Origin of the sequence: Streptomyces sp. NBC_00207, from assembly GCF_045160965.1 — a bacterium.
Taxonomy (GTDB): domain Bacteria; phylum Actinomycetota; class Actinomycetes; order Streptomycetales; family Streptomycetaceae; genus Streptomyces.
The window spans coordinates 6293877-6309598 of record NZ_CP130715.1 but is presented as its reverse complement, the minus strand read 5'-3'; the positions used below and the strand labels follow the sequence as shown (position 1 = coordinate 6309598).

The following is a 15722-nucleotide window of genomic DNA, read 5'->3' as shown; positions in this document are numbered from 1 at the left end:
GGCCGACCCGTCCCCCGGCCGGAATCTTAGCCAGCGGGGCCCGGGGCGCGGAGCGGCCCCGGAGCACTGGTCTCCGGGGCCGTCCGGGGAAAGCGGGGCCGAAGGTCGCGGCCCTGCAGGGCCGGGGTCCCGGCCGGGCGGGTCAGAAGACGGACTCCGCCTCGTACATGCGGTTCTCGGGGACCGTCTTCAGCTCCGTGGTCGCGGAGGCGAGGGGGGCCATCACGATGTCGGTGCCGCGCAGGGCGGTCATGTTGCCGAAGTCGCCGCGGTGGACGGCCTCGACGGCGTGCCAGCCGAAGCGGGTGGCCAGGACGCGGTCGTACGAGGTGGGCACACCGCCGCGCTGGACGTGGCCGAGGATGACCGGGCGGGCCTCCTTGCCGAGGCGGTGCTCCAGCTCGATCGCGAGGCGGTTGCCGATGCCGGCGAAGCGCTCGTGACCGTACTGGTCGATCGCGCCCTTCTCGTACGGCATGGAGCCCTCGGCCGGGTGCGCACCCTCGGCGACACAGATGACGGCGAACTTCTTACCGCGGGCGAATCGTTCCTCCACCATCTTCACCAAGGCGTCCACCTCGAAGGGGCGCTCCGGCAGGCAGATGCCGTGGGCGCCGCCGGCCATGCCCGACTCCAGGGCGATCCAGCCCGCGTGGCGGCCCATCACCTCGACGACCATCACGCGCTGGTGCGATTCGGCGGTGGTCTTGAGGCGGTCGATGGCCTCGGTGGCGACCATGACGGCGGTATCGAAGCCGAAGGTGCGGTCGGTGGAGGAGATGTCGTTGTCGATGGTCTTCGGCACGCCGACGACCGGCATCCCGGCGTCCGACAGCATCCGGGCGGCGGTCAGGGTGCCTTCGCCGCCGATGGGGATGAGGGCGTCGATGCCGTAGCGCGTCGCCAGTTCCTGGGCGTTCTCGGCGGCCTCGTGCAGGCGGGCGCGCTCCATGCGCGCCGAGCCGAGGATCGTGCCGCCGCGGGCGAGAATGCCGCTGACGGCATTGATGTCGAGGGGGCGGAAGTGGCCGTCGAGGAGGCCCTTGAAGCCGTCCTCGAAACCGATGACCTCGTCCCCGTGCCCGACCAGGGCGCGGTGTACGACCGACCGGATGACAGCGTTGAGGCCCGGACAGTCGCCGCCTGCGGTGAGAACTCCGATACGCATCGTGCTGTGTCTCCTGCCGTACATATGAAGGGCGTAATGGTGAAGCCTGTCCGATTGTTCCACGGGCCCGGGGTGCCGCGCGTCTTGTGCCGCTCCCCCCTCCGGGCCTTTCGGCCCCCCTGGCCAGGCTCTTTCCCGGGGGGCGCCCTAGCCATTGACAGAGGTATTGTCAAGGGGTCAAGCCAGACCAAACAGACATCCACAGCATGGGACGGAGTGCGGGCGTGACGCGCAGCGTGTACGTGACCGGTATCGAGCGGGGGGACGGCCGCCAGGTCGTCGAGCTGGGGATCATGGAGCTCCTGACCCGGCAGACGGGCAGGGTCGGCGTCTACCGTCCACTGCTCCACGACGGACCGGACCGCCTCTTCGAGCTCCTGAAGGCCCGCTACCGGATCGACCAGGACTCCGCGACCGCCTACGGGATGGAGTACCAGGAGGCCTCGGCGATACTGGCCGAGAAGGGCACCGACGAACTCGTCTCCCGGCTGGTCGACCGCTACCACCGGGTGGCCCGCGACTACGAGGTCATGCTCGTCCTCGGCACCGACTACGCGGAGACCAACCTCCCCGACGAGCTGGCGCTCAACGCCCGCCTCGCCAACGAGCTGGGCGCGGTCGTCGTCCCCGTGGTGGGCGGCACCAGGCACCACGCCGAGGCGGTGCGCGCCGAGGCCCGCAACGCCTACCGCGCCTACGAGACGCTGGGCTGCCACGTCGTCGCGATGGTCGTGAACCGGGTGGCCGCGGAGGACCGCGACCTCATAGCCGAGCGGCTGGCCGCCCGGCTCCCCGTGCCCTGCTACGTACTGCCGGACGACAAGTCGCTCTCCGCCCCGACCGTCGCCCAGATCACCCGGGCGCTCGGCGGCGAGGTGCTCCTCGGCGACGAGGCCGGGCTGGCGCGCGACGCCCTGGACTTCGTCTTCGGCGGCGCCATGCTGCCGAACTTCCTGAACGCCCTGACCCCCGGCTGCCTGGTCGTCACCCCGGGGGACCGCGCCGACCTGGTCATCGGCGCGCTGGCCGCGCACGCCTCCGGCACCCCGCCGATCGCCGGTGTGCTGCTCACCCTGAACGAGCGCCCCGGCCGGGACATCCTGACGCTCGCCTCGAAACTGGCCCCGGGCACACCCGTGGTGTCGGTGGCCGGCAACAGCTTCCCGACCGCCGCCGAACTCTTCTCCCTGCAGAGCCGGCTGAACTCCGCGACCCCGCGCAAGCTGGAGACCGCGCTCGGCGTCTTCGAGCGGCACGTGAACACCGGCGAGCTCCGCGACCTGCTCTCGGTGGCCCGCTCGGAGCGGGTCACCCCGATGATGTTCGAGCACGAGCTGCTGGAGCGGGCCCGCTCGGAGCGCCGCCGCGTCGTCCTGCCCGAGGGCACCGAGGAGCGCGTGCTGCGCGCCGCGGACGTGGTGCTGCGCCGGGGGGTCTGCGACCTGACCCTGCTGGGCGACGAGCAGGCGATCCTGAAGAAGGCCGGCGACCTCGGCGTCGACATCTCGGGCGCGCAGCTGATCGACCCGGCGACCTCCCCGCTGCGGGAAGGTTTCTCCGAGTACTACGCCCAGGTCCGCGCCCACAAGGGCATGACCGTCGAGCTCGCCAACGACGTGGTCACCGACGTCAATTACTTCGGCACGCTGATGGTCCAGCGGGGCCTGGCCGACGGCATGGTCTCCGGCTCGGTGCACTCCACCGCGGCCACCATCCGCCCGGCCTTCGAGATCATCAAGACCAAGCCCGAGGCGTCCATCGTCTCCTCGGTCTTCTTCATGTGCCTGGCCGACCGGGTCCTCGTCTACGGGGACTGCGCCGTCAACCCGGACCCGAACGCCGAGCAGCTCGCCGACATCGCCGTCCAGTCGGCCGCCACCGCCGCCGCCTTCGGCGTCGAGCCGCGGATCGCGATGCTCTCGTACTCGACCGGCACCTCCGGTTCGGGTGCGGACGTGGACAAGGTCCGCAAGGCCACCGAGCTCGTCCGCGAGCAGCGTCCCGACCTGCAGATCGAGGGCCCGATCCAGTACGACGCGGCCGTGGAGCCCTCGGTCGCCGCGACCAAGCTGCCAGGGTCGCAGGTGGCCGGCCGCGCGACGGTGCTGATCTTCCCCGATCTCAACACCGGCAACAACACGTACAAGGCCGTGCAGCGTTCGGCGGGCGCGGTGGCGGTCGGCCCGGTGCTCCAGGGTCTGCGCAAGCCGGTCAACGACCTCTCGCGCGGCGCGCTCGTGCAGGACATCGTCACCACCGTGGCCATCACCGCGATCCAGGCGCAGGGCGCGCCGTCGCCCTCGGCCACCGCCTGATCCCCTCCCCCACCGCCCGAGACAAGGAAAGACCCTCATCGTGACCGCATCACGCGTACTCGTCCTCAACTCCGGCTCCTCGTCGGTCAAGTACCAGCTCCTCGACATGGCGGACCGGTCCCGGCTCGCGGTCGGCCTGGTGGAGCGGATCGGCGAAGAGACCTCGCGGCTGGTGCACGAGCCGCTGACCGGCCCGGGCGCCGTCGGCGGCAAGCGCGAGCAGCTCGGCCCGATCGCGGACCACGAGGCCGCGCTGAAGGCCGTGGCCGCGGAGCTCGCCGCCGACGGGACGGGCCTGGACTCCCCCGAACTGGCGGCGGTGGGGCACCGGGTGGTGCACGGCGGGACGAGGTTCACCCAGCCGACCGTGATCGACGACGAGGTGCTGGCGGAGATCCGGAACCTGATCCCGCTGGCTCCACTGCACAACCCGGCGAACGTGACGGGCATCGAGGTGGCGCGCTCGCTGCGCGCGGACATCCCGCAGGTGGCCGTCTTCGACACCGCCTTCCACTCGACGATGCCGGAGTACGTGGCGCGGTACGCGATCGACGCCGCGACGGCCGACGCGTACTCCATCCGGCGGTACGGCTTCCACGGCACCTCCCACGCCTACGTCTCCCGGGCGACGGCCGCGCTGCTCGGCAGGCCGGTGGAGGAGGTGAACGTGATCGTGCTGCACCTGGGCAACGGCGCCTCCGCCTCCGCGGTGCGGGGCGGGGTGTGCGTGGAGACGTCCATGGGCCTGACCCCGCTGGAGGGACTGGTCATGGGGACCCGTTCGGGCGATCTCGATCCGGCGGTCGTCTTCCACCTGGCGCGGGTGGGGGGCCTCTCGGTGGATGAGATCGATTCGCTCCTGAACAAGAAGAGCGGTCTGCTGGGCATGTGCGGCGACAACGACATGCGCGAGGTGCTCCGGCGGGCGGGCGAGGGCGACGAGGCGGCGAGCCTCGCCTTCGCCGCGTACGTCCACCGGCTGAAGAAGTACATCGGTGCCTACTCGGCGGTCCTGGGGCGGGTGGACGCGGTGGCGTTCACGGCCGGGGTCGGCGAGAACGCCCACCAGGTCCGCGAGGCCGCGCTGGACGGCCTGGCCGAGCTGGGCCTGGTGCTGGATCTCGAAGCCAACGCGGCGCGTTCCCCGCAGCCGCGGCTGGTTTCGGCGGAGTATGCCCGGGTGGCCGTGGCGGTGGTCCCGACGGATGAGGAACTGGAGATCGCCACCCAGGCGTATGCGCTGGTTACCCACTAGTCACTTGGACTTTCCACCAGACGGAATATTCCGCTACGAAACAAACCGATAGGATCCAGTCATGCGCCGTTCCAAAATTGTCTGCACGCTGGGCCCCGCCGTCGACTCGTATGAGCAGCTGAAAGCGCTCATCGAGGCAGGTATGAACGTGGCCCGATTCAACTTCAGCCACGGATCCCAGGCAGAACACCAGGAGCGGTACGACCGCGTCCGGCAGGTCTCCGAGGACACCGGGCGCGCCGTCGGCGTCCTCGCCGACCTCCAGGGCCCGAAGATCCGTCTGGAGACCTTCGCCGAGGGTCCCGTCGAGCTGGTGCGCGGTGACGAGTTCACCATCACCACCGAGGACGTCCCCGGCGACAAGTCCATCTGCGGCACCACCTACAAGGGTCTCCCGGGCGATGTCGCCAAGGGCGACCAGGTCCTGATCAACGACGGCAACGTCGAGCTCCGGGTGACCGAGGTCGAGGGCCCCCGGGTCAAGACCATCGTCATCGAGGGCGGTGTCATCTCGGACCACAAGGGCATCAACCTGCCGGGTGCCGCCGTGAACGTCCCCGCCCTGTCGGAGAAGGACGTCGACGACCTCCGCTTCGCCCTGCGGATGGGCTGCGACATGGTCGCCCTGTCCTTCGTCCGCGACGCCAACGACGTCAAGGACGTCCACAAGGTCATGGACGAGGAGGGCCGCCGGGTCCCCGTCATCGCCAAGGTGGAGAAGCCGCAGGCCGTCGAGAACATGGCGGCCGTGGTCGACGCCTTCGACGCGGTCATGGTGGCCCGTGGCGACCTGGCCGTCGAGTACCCGCTCGAGAAGGTCCCGATGGTCCAGAAGCGGCTCATCGAGATGTGCCGCCGCAACGCCAAGCCGGTGATCGTCGCGACCCAGATGATGGAGTCGATGATCACCAACTCCCGCCCGACCCGCGCGGAGGCCTCCGACGTCGCCAACGCGATCCTGGACGGCGCGGACGCGGTCATGCTGTCCGCCGAGTCCTCGGTCGGCGCCTACCCGATCGAGACCGTCAAGACGATGTCGAAGATCGTCACGGCGGCCGAGGAGGAGCTCCTCTCCAAGGGCCTCCAGCCGCTGGTCCCGGGCAAGAAGCCCCGTACCCAGGGCGGCTCCGTCGCCCGCGCGGCCTGCGAGATCGCGGAGTTCCTCGACGGCAAGGCGCTCATCGCCTTCACCCAGTCCGGGGACACCGCCCGCCGCCTGTCGCGCTACCGCTCCACGCAGCCGATCCTGGCCTTCACCACGGACGTCAACACCCGCAACCAGCTCTCGCTGAGCTGGGGCGTCGAGTCGTACGTCGTCCCGCACGTGGACAACACCGACGCGATGGTCGACCTGGTGGACGGCGAGCTGCTCAAGCTCGGCCGCTACAACGAGGGCGACACCGTCATCATCACCGCCGGCTCGCCCCCCGGCGTCCCGGGCACCACCAACATGGTCCGGGTCCACCACCTGGGCGGCGGCGACCGCGACTGAGGTCGCCACACCGTCTGAAGTCTGAAAACTGAAAACTCTGCCGCACAGAGACCGAGGGCGGCACCGCGGATCCGATCGGGATCCGGGGTGCCGCCCTCGGTGTGTTGCGGACGACGCTGTTCCAGGTGACCGCTGCCGTACGGGACTACTCCGGCGGGCCGATGTAGTTCTTCAGGCCGGGGACGGTCAGGGTGCCGCCGAACTGGCCGGCCTGGACGACCTTGACGTTCGTGAAGAACGCGAAGGGGACGTTCAGGGGCGGCGGGCTGTTCGGGGTGAACTCGATCGGGATCAGTCCGAACAGGTTCCCCTTGAGGCTCTCGGTGTACATCGTCACCGTGCCGCCGCGGATCTTGGACGTGGAGCCCGGACGCGACTTCAGGTGGGCGACGCTCCCGTTCTTGCCGACCGTCTGGTACAGGTCCTTGATGTCCAGCGAGTCCGCGGTGAACTTCAGGACCTTCTTGATCTTGCCGCTGCCGGTCTTGACCTCGACGATGCCGTGGTAGTCCAGGCCGTAGAGGGTCAGCAGCGAGCTGTCGAGGTACCAGGGCTCGTCCGGCAGGAGCGGGATGCCCTGCTCCAGCTCGGCGTCGGCCAGCGCCTTGGCGTCGTAGGTCGGGCAGGGGAAGGGTTCCTTCCCGTCCGGGTCCTTCGACTCCTCGGGCTTGGCCTCGTCCTTGTCCTTGTTCTCGCGCTCGCCCGCCTTGCCCGTCTCGTCCTTCGGGGTCTTCGCGGTGTCCTTGACCTCGTCGGACAGCTCCGAGACGTCGACGCCCGCCTGCTTGGCCGCGTCACGGATCGCGTCCGCGGCCGGGTCCGGGGTCGGCTTGGCGGTCGTGGACGGCGTGGGGGTGGGCGTCGGGGTCGCCTTCGTCTGGCCGTCCTTGAGGGGCCGGCCGAGCTCGTCGACAAGTTCCTTGAGCGCGTCGCCGACACCCAGCGGGTCCAGCGGGTTCGTGCTCTTGGTCGGCGTCGGGGTGGCGGCCGGAGCCGTCTCCTGCTTCGCCGGGGGCGTGGTCGCCGACGGCGAGGCGCTCGTCTTCGGCTTGGGCTTCGCTGCCGCGGATGCGGACGGCGAGGGAGTCGCGCCGGGCGAGGTGCTCGGTGAAGGCGTCGTCGACGGCGTCGGGGACGGCGACTTCGACTCGGTCTCCGCGGGTTCGTCGGACCGCGTGACGCACGGTCCGGGCGCGAAGGGGATCTCCTTGTCGTCGGCCACGGCCAGCTTCGGCGCCATGCCCATCCCGACGAACACAGCCGTCGGCATCGCCGCGAGCGCCATCGTCTTGCCGACGGGTATCTGGATCTTGTTCAGCAGCGACTTCCTGGGTGCCGCGTGGCGCGGCCCCTTGCTCTCACGGGACTCTGCGCCAGGGGCCACGCCCCGCTGCGTCTCGTCACCCCGCACTGTTCCTCCCGCCATCGGCGTGGGCAGTCGTCTCGCTCGCGTGTGCCGGCATTTCCGTTTCGCGCTGCCCCGGGAAGTCCTGGGGTCCCGCCATCGCCTCCGCCTTGGTCATGTCCAGCGCGCCCTGGCGCTGGTCGACCGGCTCCTCGTCCGCCGGCTGCCCGGGGACCCAGGCCAGCGCGAGTGCGCCGCCGATCAGGGCGGGCACGAAGCCCAGCCCGAAGCCGCCGAGGTTGGAGACCGGCAGCGAGACCAGGGCCAGCAGGATCGAGGCGACACCGGCGAAGACCCGGATGGCCTGCTGGAACCAGAGGGCCAGGCCCAGCGTGATCAGCAGGACACCGATGATCAGTGCCCCGGCGCCGCCGGTGGTGGCCATCGCGAGGCTCAGGTTGCCGAGCCGGAGGTCCGCGTACGGGAAGTACGCGATGGGGAAGCCGCTGACGAACGTGAACAGCCCGGCCCAGAAGGGACGGCGCCCTCGCCAGGCGTGGAAGTGGTACCACGCCACGGTGAGCCAGGCGTCGTCTTCAGCGCGAACGTAAACCGGGGCCTGGGGGTTCATGGACAACAGCTCCCTGGAAACGGTGGTACGGAGAACTCTGTGGAGCCCGGACGGGCGGGCGGCGACGTGCGCCGCCGACCGCCCCTCCGGTCACTCGCCTGGACGGATCAGTTCGCGTCCTGGTAGCACGGCTGGTCGCCGCCGAGCAGGCGCAGCTTCAGGTCGGGAAGCTTGAAGGTTCCCGCCGTCGTCGCCCACGCCTTCTGGCGCACGTTCGTCAGGATCGCCTTGTCGGCGCGCTGCGAGAACGCGTACGGGCTGGCGACCGTGCCGGCCTGCGGCTTGGTCTTGTGGCTCGAGTCGCCGACGGCGACGCCGATGTCCAGGTTCTTGAACTCGGCGTCGGTGTCGAGCTCGGCAACATCCAGGTAGATGTTGTCGGCGACGGCCGGCTTGCCCTTGTGACCGGTGCGCAGCTGCAGCGTGATGTTGCCCAGCGGCGTCGGGGTCACCAGTGACTGGCACATGTTGGTGATCTCGGCGTGGCTGAACCCGGAGATGGTGACCGGGTGGTGCTGCGCATTGCCCTTGAGGTCGTGCCCCTCGGCGATACCGCCGTACTGAATGAGGTTGTCACCGTCAAGCTTGTCGGCCGAGACCTTGAAGTCCTGGCCGGAGACGCTGAAGGACGCCGCGAGGGCACCCTGCGCCAGACCCACACCGACCGCGGCCGTGGCCGCGATGCTCGGCACCATGACGAGCGCGAAGCGCTTCCATCTGGTCCCGCCACGAACCTGAGAACTCATTTCGTTCCTCCTTCTCGGACGTACATCTCCGGTCCGGGCCGTGCCCGTCCTGGGATGGGAGAAGTGCTACGTCCTCGGGAAGGAGCGCAGGCGGCCGGGCCGCAGCTGTGCCACGTCCGAAACACCGGCGATCACCCCCGAGCGACAACCACTGGGCCACGCGTTCGCGCAACCTGGAGGACAGGCCCCGCCGGTGTGGCAGAGACCCCCCTGTCCCACGGCCGGTGCCACTGCCACAGGCCGGCTCGGTGGGGACCCTTCACCGCGGCTCCGAGTGAGCGGCTCTGCGGGAAGGACCGAGCGTCGCCGATCGTGGTCCATTCCAGGCCGGGGCACAAGGGGGTTCGTTACTGGCGGGTAACGGCCAGATAACCTGAGTGCGACCTGTCGAGGTCGGGTGGCAACACAGGGTGTTACCCAGGGCCAAGACAGAACGGGTGAATGATGAACACACCGGACAGTTCACGGGGTTCGATTTACTGCGAGTAACAGCGGCCGCGATTGCCAAGTTTTGGCAAAGCGCGGCCGCTGTTTATCTACGTGTCAACAAATCGTCGGCCGCGCGGAGCGGGCCGGAGCGGGCCTAGAACAGCACCCGCGCGAGCGCCGTACGCGCCGCGGACACCCGCGGGTCGTCGGCGCCGATGACCTCGAACAGCTCCAGCAGCCGCAGTCGTACGGCGTCCCGGTCCTCACCGAACGTGACGCGCACGGTGTCCACCAGACGGCCGAAGGCGTCCTCCACGTGGCCGCCGGCCAGGTCGAGGTCGGCCGCCGCGATCTGCGCCGCCGGGTCCTTCGGGTTCTCGGCCGCCGCGGTGCGCACCGCCTGCGGGTTCATGCCCTGGACACGGGCGAGCAGCTCGGCCTGGGCCAGCCCCAGCTTGGCCTCGGTGTTGGCCGGGTCGTCCGCGAGTACGTTCTTGTACGCCTGCACCGCACCGCCCAGGTCACCGGCGTCCAGCGCGACGACGGCCGCCTCCAGCAGCGCGTCGTACGGGCCGGCCGGGGTCTCGGCCTCGGCCGCGTCGGCCGGAGCGGCGCCTTCCGCGTTCGGGTCCACCTCGATGCCGATGATCCCGAAGCGCTCCTCGGCGACCTGCACCAGCTGGGCCAGGGTCTCGCGGATCTGCTGCTCGGGGGCCACGCCCTGGAAGAGCGGCAGCACCTGGCCGGCGACCACGGCGAAAACGGCCGGGATGCCCTGGATCTGGAACTGCTGCATCAGCATCTGGTTGGCGTCGACGTCCACCTTGGCCAGCACGAGCCGGCCGTTCGCCTCGACGGTCAGACGCTCCAGCAGCGGGCTGAGCTGCTTGCAGGGCTGGCACCACTCGGCCCAGAAGTCCAGGACGACCGGAACCTCTGCGGAGAGCTGGAGCACATCGCGTTCAAAGCCGGCCTCGTCTACGTCGATGACGAGCGCGGACGGCGGCACCGCACCGGCGGACGGGCCCGCCCCGCCACCCTGGCCGGCCTGGCGTGCCGCTTCGGCGCGGGCCTGCTCGGCCTTGGCCTTGGCCTCGCCGGCCGCCTTCACCGCGGCGAGGTCGACGACGCCGCTCATGGACATGTTTCTGGGCTGCATGCGTACATCCTCCCCCGTGTGCGCGCGCCGACGAAAAAGATCGCGTGAATTGGCCGCACCGGCCGTCTGTCGCGATCGTGATACTGGTCGTATTGCCGTCGTGATGTCGTGCGGCGCCGGGTCCCCACCTGGCGCCAGTAGCCCTTCGCGTGGTTGTCGCTCTTACGCTACGAGCCGTAGCGTAACTCCCCGGGAGGCCGTCCGGGTCCTTTCGCGTCCCGTGATCTGAACCACAGCGGCCGCCTCGGCTACCGACGGGTATGGTCTCGGCCATGCGCAACCCCAGCCCCGGCCGCACCGGTCGCCCCCGCAGCGCGGCCGCGGACGCCGCCATCCTCGCCGCGACCCGGGACGCGCTGGTCGAGCTGGGCTGGTCGAAGCTGACGATGGGCGACGTCTCGGCCCGCGCGGGGGTCGCCAAGACCACCCTCTACCGGCGCTGGGCGGGCAAGAACGAGCTGGTCGTCGACGCGGTGGCGGAGCTCTTCGACGCGCTCGAACTCCCCGACCGGGGGTCCCTCGAAGCCGACATAGAGAACGTGGTCCTGCAGTTCGCGGCGCTGCTGCGGCGCCCGGAGGCCCGTACGGCCCTGATGGCGGTCGTCGCCGAGTCCACCCGGGACGAGGCCCTGCGCGACCGGATCCGGTCCGCGATCGTGGACCGGCAGAAACGTCTCGTCGTACTGGGTCGCGAACGGGCCCAGGCCCGCGGCGAACTCCCCTACGAGGAGGACGCGTCCCTCGCGGGCCGCACCACAGACCTGATCTTCGACGTGATCGCGGGCACGGTGGTGCACCGCGCCCTGGTGAGCTCCGAGCCGGTGGACGAGCTCTGGGTCGCCACCTTCACGGCCCTGCTGATGCACGGCCTGCACGGCCCGGCCGCAGCCTGAGCCCACCCGGCGCAGTGCATCCGCCGCACCGTCGGAAGGTCCGCTCCCCCGAGCGGCGCCGGGACTCCGGGACCTGCTCGGCGATCAGGACCGCGGCCTCGATCCCGTCCGGCCCCAGCTCGGTGCACGGGCGCAGGAAGGCCGGTCGTGCCCCCACCGTACGGGGGCAGGACCGGCCTTTCGCAGTGTGCGAGGGCTGGAGGGCTAGAAGCCCGGCGGCTCCGTGTAGGTGCCCCATTCGTCGCGCAGGACGTTGCAGATCTCGCCCAGCGTGGCCTCGGCCCGCACCGCGTCCAGCATGGCCGGGATCATGTTCGACCCGTCGCGGGCGGCGTCGAGCATGGCCTTCAGGGAGGCGGTGACCTTGGCGTCGTCGCGCCGGGCCTTGCGCGCCGTCAGTTCCCGTACCTGGACGGTCTCCACCTCGTGGCTGACCCGGAGGATCTCCAGGTCCCCGGTGACCGAGCCGTGGTGGACGTTGACGCCGACGACCCGCTTGTCGCCCTTCTCCAGGGACCGCTGGTACTGGAAGGCCGACTCGGCGATCTCCCCGGTGAACCAGCCGTCCTCGATGCCGCGCAGGATGCCCGAGGTGATCGGCCCGATGGGGTGCTGCCCGTCGGGGTGGGCGCGCAGGCCGCGCTCCTTGATCTGCTCGAAGATCTTCTCGGCGTCGGCCTCGATGCGGTCGGTGAGCTGCTCCACGAACCAGGAACCGCCCAGCGGGTCCGCCACGTTGGCGACGCCGGTCTCCTCCATCAGCACCTGCTGGGTGCGCAGGGCGATCTCGGCCGCCTGCTCGCTCGGCAGGGCGAGGGTCTCGTCGAGGGCGTTGGTGTGCAGGGAGTTGGTGCCGCCGAGGACGGCCGCGAGGGCCTCCACGGCGGTGCGCACGACGTTGTTGTACGGCTGCTGCGCGGTCAGGGAGACGCCGGCGGTCTGCGTGTGGAAGCGCAGCCACATCGACTTCTCGCTCTTCGCCCCGTAGACCTCCTTCATCCAGCGCGCCCAGATGCGGCGGGCGGCGCGGAACTTGGCGATCTCCTCGAAGAAGTCGAGGTGCGCGTCGAAGAAGAAGGAGAGCCCGGGCGCGAAGGCGTCCACGTCCATGCCGCGCGAGAGGCCGAGCTCCACGTACCCGAAGCCGTCGGCGAGGGTGTAGGCCAGCTCCTGCGCGGCCGTGGCCCCGGCCTCGCGGATGTGGTAGCCGGAGACGGACAGCGGCTTGTAGGCCGGGATGCCCTTCGTGCAGTACTCCATGAGGTCGCCGATGAGGCGCAGGTGCGGCTCGGGCTCGAAGAGCCACTCCTTCTGGGCGATGTACTCCTTGAAGATGTCCGTCTGGAGCGTGCCGTTGAGTACGGCCGGGTCCACGCCCTGCCGCTCCGCGGCGACCAGGTACATGCAGAAGGCGGGCACGGCGGGGCCCGAGATCGTCATCGAGGTCGTGACGTCACCGAGCGGGATGTCCTTGAACAGGATCTCCATGTCGGAGGCGGAGTCGATGGCGACCCCGCAGTGCCCGACCTCTCCGAGGGAGCGCGGGTCGTCGGAGTCGCGCCCCATGAGGGTCGGCATGTCGAAGGCCACGGAGAGCCCGCCGCCGCCGGCGGCCAGGATCATCTTGTAGCGCTCGTTGGTCTGCTCGGCGTTGCCGAAGCCGGCGAACTGCCGGATGGTCCAGGTCCGCCCGCGGTAGCCGGTGGCGTGGAGCCCCCGGGTGTACGGGTACTCCCCCGGCCACCCGATGCGTTCGAACCCCTCGTAGGCGTCGCCGGGGCGGGGCCCGTACACGGGGTCGACGTCATCTCCGGAGAGCGTCGTGAAATCGGCCTCGCGCTTGCGGGCCTTGTCGTACCGGGCCTGCCAGCGACGGCGGCCCTCCTCGATGGCGTCAGCGTCCATACCCATGAATTTACTAGGACGTCCTAGTAAATGTCGATGGCAAACCCCCGGGGACTCGCCCCGGGGGTGGGTGACGTTCGCCTCGTATCAGGCCTTGGCGGTCGCGAGCGAGTCGCTGACCAGCGGTTCCACCTCGGCGCGGACCTTGCGCTCGACGAAGAAGGCGGCCAGCGGAATCGTGCCCGACACGAGCACCCAGAGCAGCTTGCCGAAGGACCACTTGGCCTTGGAGCCCAGGTCGAAGGCGAAGACCAGGTAGATCATGAAGAGGACGCCGTGGGCCTGCGAGACCGCGAAGGTCAGGCCGGCGCCGGTGTCGAAGCCGTACTTCGCCACCATGCAGGCACAAAGGATCAGGAGCATGACCGCGGTCACGTAGGCCATGACGCGGTAGCGGGTCAGCACGCTTCGTTTCATGCGGACGAGCCTAACCGTCCGTTTTGCTCGATCTTGACGCGGCCCCGGGGATCGCGGGACGGGCCCCGGATCCCGCCTCAGGACTGCTAAGGGCTGTTCAGGACCGCTCAGGATTCGTCGAAGTCCGCGGCGGCCACCCGCAGCGGGCGCAGCAGCGCGAAGATCTCCGCGCACTCCTCGGCGTCGTAGGCACCGAGGCCGAACTCGATCGCCATCAGGTCCTTCGTGGCCGCCTCGACGACCTCGCGGCCCTTCTCGGTGATGGAGGCGAGGGTGCCGCGGCCGTCGTTCGGATTGGGCCGCTTGTCGACGAGCCCGGACTTCACCAGCCGGTCCACGGTGTTCGTCACCGACGTCGGGTGCACCATCAGCCGCTCGCCGATCTTCGACATCGGCAGCTCTCCTGCCTTGGAGAAGGTGAGCAGCACCAGGGCCTCGTACCGCGCGAAGGTCAGCCCGTAGGGCTTGACCACCGCGTCGACCTCGCCGAGCAGGATCTGGTGCGCGCGCATGATCGAGGTGATCGCGGCCATCGAGGGCACGGGCCCCCAGCGCTGCTGCCAGAGCTCGTCGGCGCGGGCGATGGGGTCGAAGGGAAGACTGAGCGGCTTGGACACGGGTCCGACCCTACCGGGAGGTCACTTCGCGGCGAGGGGCGTCTCATCCTTCAGTCCGTCCTCCTCGCGGACGGCTGCCCGGAGTTCGGCGAGGAGCAGCAGGACCACGGCCGTGCCGAGGATCCCGGATCCGGTGACGACCGCGTGCACCGGCAGGAATTCGGCGGCCAGGCCGGCCAGGGCCATGCCCACCCCCTGGAGGGTCATCAGACCGGTGCTGAGCAGGGTCATCGCGCGTCCGCGCAGCTCGTCGGGCACGGCCTCGACGTACCACTGGTCCAGCCCGAGGGTGTAGGCGTGGGCGATGCCGGCGAGCAGCAGCGCGGCCAGGACGAGGGGCACGCCCGGCCGGGCGGCGAAGAGCAGGAGCGGCAGCAGACCGGCGGCGGCGAGCGGGGCCGCGATCCGCGATCGCGTTCGGGCGGTGAGCGCGGAACCCGCCCAGAGTTCGCCGGCGATGGTGCCGACGGGCATCGCGCACATCAGCAGCCCGAGGACGGCGGTGCCGGCGCCGATGCCGTCGGCGTACGGGGCGAGCAGCGCCTCGGGGACGACGACGAAGACGGGCGGCAGCCAGAACAACAGGGTGAGCGCGCGCAGCCGGCGCCGGCCGAGGACGGCGCGCACCCCGGCGAGCGGGGAGGTACGGGTGCGCGTGCGGGCGGGCCGGCTGCGGGTGCCGAGGCGCAGCAGCAGTGCGGAACCGAGGAATCCGGCAGCGGTGAGGGCGATGGCCCCGCTCGGTGCGAGCACGGTGAGCAGCAGCCCGCCGAGGCCGAAGCCGACGAGCTGGGCGCTCTGGGCCACCATGCGCATCAGCGAGCGGCCCAGGACGAAGGTGTCGCCGGGGCCGAGGATGTCGGCGAGGGAGGCATTGCGCGTGCCCTGGAAGAGCGGCGCCACGAAGGCCATCGCGCAGCGCAGGGCGAGGAGTACGGCGACGGGGGTGCCCGGCAGGATCATGACCGCCGCGCAGGCCGCGCAGACGAGGTCGCACACGACGAGCACCCGCCGGGCGGGGTGGCGGTCGGCGATCCCGGCGAGCAGGGTCCCGCCGAGGGCGTACGGGAGGAAGCCCAGGGCGAAGGTGAGCGCGCTCATCAGGGGTGAGCCGGTGGCCCGGTAGACGAGCACGGTGAGGGAGATCTCGGCGACCACGACACCGAGCACGGACATCAGGTGCGCGGCGAAGACGGGGCGGAATTCGCGTGTCCGGAAGACGGAGCGGTAGCCCGGTGACGGCGTGGACGGCCCGGGCTCCTGGGTGTCGGCTGGCATGGGCCCAGCGTCCGCGCCGCGGCCGCGGTGCCCCAGAGATTCGCCCGTGGCCGAATATTGAGGGCGGAACGT

Annotated in this window: 13 protein-coding genes; 4 read left to right on the top strand and 9 right to left on the bottom strand. The window is 70.4% G+C overall.

Annotated elements, in window-relative coordinates; all coding sequences use genetic code 11:
• Positions 1-142: 142 nt before the first annotated feature.
• On the bottom strand, positions 143-1168 hold the full coding sequence (locus tag OG472_RS30010; protein WP_401611971.1) for an ATP-dependent 6-phosphofructokinase: 1026 nt from the start codon (positions 1166-1168) through the stop codon (positions 143-145).
• Positions 1169-1392: 224 nt separating this feature from the next.
• On the opposite strand from OG472_RS30010, the gene pta reads away from it, so the two are divergent.
• From pta to pyk, 3 genes are all read left to right on the top strand, one after another.
• On the top strand, positions 1393-3483 hold the full coding sequence (gene pta, locus OG472_RS30005) for a phosphate acetyltransferase (protein ID WP_401611964.1): 2091 nt from the start codon (positions 1393-1395) through the stop codon (positions 3481-3483).
• 40 nt (positions 3484-3523) lie between these two features.
• Positions 3524-4738, top strand: a complete 1215-nt coding sequence (locus tag OG472_RS30000; RefSeq protein ID WP_405832033.1) for an acetate kinase — start codon at positions 3524-3526, stop codon at positions 4736-4738.
• A gap of 61 nt (positions 4739-4799) precedes the next feature.
• Positions 4800-6230 carry a pyruvate kinase gene (gene pyk, locus OG472_RS29995; protein WP_401611960.1) on the top strand — a complete coding sequence of 477 codons (1431 nt, stop codon included), beginning with the start codon at positions 4800-4802 and terminating at the stop codon, positions 6228-6230.
• 145 nt (positions 6231-6375) lie between these two features.
• Here the strand turns inward: pyk and OG472_RS29990 are convergent, their stop codons facing one another.
• The 4 genes from OG472_RS29990 to OG472_RS29975 form a co-directional block, all read right to left on the bottom strand.
• Entirely contained in the window at positions 6376-7641 is a 1266-nt protein-coding gene (locus tag OG472_RS29990; protein WP_405832031.1) for a hypothetical protein, read from the bottom strand.
• Complete coding sequence (locus tag OG472_RS29985) at positions 7631-8206, bottom strand: DUF6114 domain-containing protein (protein WP_383563210.1); 576 nt, start codon at positions 8204-8206, stop codon at positions 7631-7633. Before OG472_RS29985 ends, OG472_RS29990 begins: the two co-directional genes overlap by 11 nt.
• Positions 8207-8313: 107 nt before the next feature.
• Positions 8314-8952 (bottom strand): DUF6230 family protein, encoded by a 639-nt coding sequence (locus tag OG472_RS29980; protein ID WP_030708213.1) that lies wholly within the window; start codon positions 8950-8952, stop codon positions 8314-8316.
• Between the two features lie 583 nt (positions 8953-9535).
• A complete protein-coding gene (locus OG472_RS29975) occupies positions 9536-10540 on the bottom strand; it encodes a tetratricopeptide repeat protein (RefSeq protein WP_405832028.1) in 1005 nt (334 codons plus the stop codon).
• 272 nt (positions 10541-10812) lie between these two features.
• Between OG472_RS29975 and OG472_RS29970 the strand changes: the two genes are divergently transcribed.
• Entirely contained in the window at positions 10813-11433 is a 621-nt protein-coding gene (locus tag OG472_RS29970; protein WP_405942251.1) for a TetR/AcrR family transcriptional regulator, read from the top strand.
• Positions 11434-11637: 204 nt separating this feature from the next.
• On the opposite strand, the gene OG472_RS29965 is transcribed toward OG472_RS29970, so the two are convergent.
• The 4 genes from OG472_RS29965 to OG472_RS29950 all read right to left on the bottom strand — a co-directional run bounded on the left by OG472_RS29965 (position 11638) and on the right by OG472_RS29950 (position 15650).
• Positions 11638-13338 carry a methylmalonyl-CoA mutase family protein gene (locus OG472_RS29965; protein WP_362800951.1) on the bottom strand — a complete coding sequence of 567 codons (1701 nt, stop codon included), beginning with the start codon at positions 13336-13338 and terminating at the stop codon, positions 11638-11640.
• Positions 13339-13425: 87 nt separating this feature from the next.
• Positions 13426-13755 carry a DUF3817 domain-containing protein gene (locus OG472_RS29960; RefSeq protein ID WP_030708204.1) on the bottom strand — a complete coding sequence of 110 codons (330 nt, stop codon included), beginning with the start codon at positions 13753-13755 and terminating at the stop codon, positions 13426-13428.
• Positions 13756-13862: 107 nt separating this feature from the next.
• Positions 13863-14372: a MarR family winged helix-turn-helix transcriptional regulator gene (locus OG472_RS29955; protein WP_401611950.1), complete on the bottom strand. Its 510-nt coding sequence runs from the start codon at positions 14370-14372 to the stop codon at positions 13863-13865.
• A gap of 21 nt (positions 14373-14393) precedes the next feature.
• Positions 14394-15650: an MFS transporter gene (locus OG472_RS29950; protein WP_401611948.1), complete on the bottom strand. Its 1257-nt coding sequence runs from the start codon at positions 15648-15650 to the stop codon at positions 14394-14396.
• Between the last annotated feature and the right edge of the window lie 72 nt (positions 15651-15722).

Bases quoted from the DNA above. Each gene is read 5' to 3' on its own strand.
- pyk (WP_401611960.1), top strand. From the start codon at position 4,800: ATGCGCCGTTCCAAAATTGTCTGCACGCTGGGCCCCGCCGTCGACTCG.
- OG472_RS30010 (WP_401611971.1), bottom strand. From the start codon at position 1,168: ATGCGTATCGGAGTTCTCACCGCAGGCGGCGACTGTCCGGGCCTCAAC.
- OG472_RS29960 (WP_030708204.1), bottom strand. From the start codon at position 13,755: ATGAAACGAAGCGTGCTGACCCGCTACCGCGTCATGGCCTACGTGACC.
- OG472_RS29985 (WP_383563210.1), bottom strand. From the start codon at position 8,206: ATGAACCCCCAGGCCCCGGTTTACGTTCGCGCTGAAGACGACGCCTGG.
- OG472_RS29970 (WP_405942251.1), top strand. From the start codon at position 10,813: ATGCGCAACCCCAGCCCCGGCCGCACCGGTCGCCCCCGCAGCGCGGCC.
- OG472_RS29980 (WP_030708213.1), bottom strand. From the start codon at position 8,952: ATGAGTTCTCAGGTTCGTGGCGGGACCAGATGGAAGCGCTTCGCGCTC.
- OG472_RS29975 (WP_405832028.1), bottom strand. From the start codon at position 10,540: ATGCAGCCCAGAAACATGTCCATGAGCGGCGTCGTCGACCTCGCCGCG.
- OG472_RS29950 (WP_401611948.1), bottom strand. From the start codon at position 15,650: ATGCCAGCCGACACCCAGGAGCCCGGGCCGTCCACGCCGTCACCGGGC.
- OG472_RS29965 (WP_362800951.1), bottom strand. From the start codon at position 13,338: ATGGACGCTGACGCCATCGAGGAGGGCCGCCGTCGCTGGCAGGCCCGG.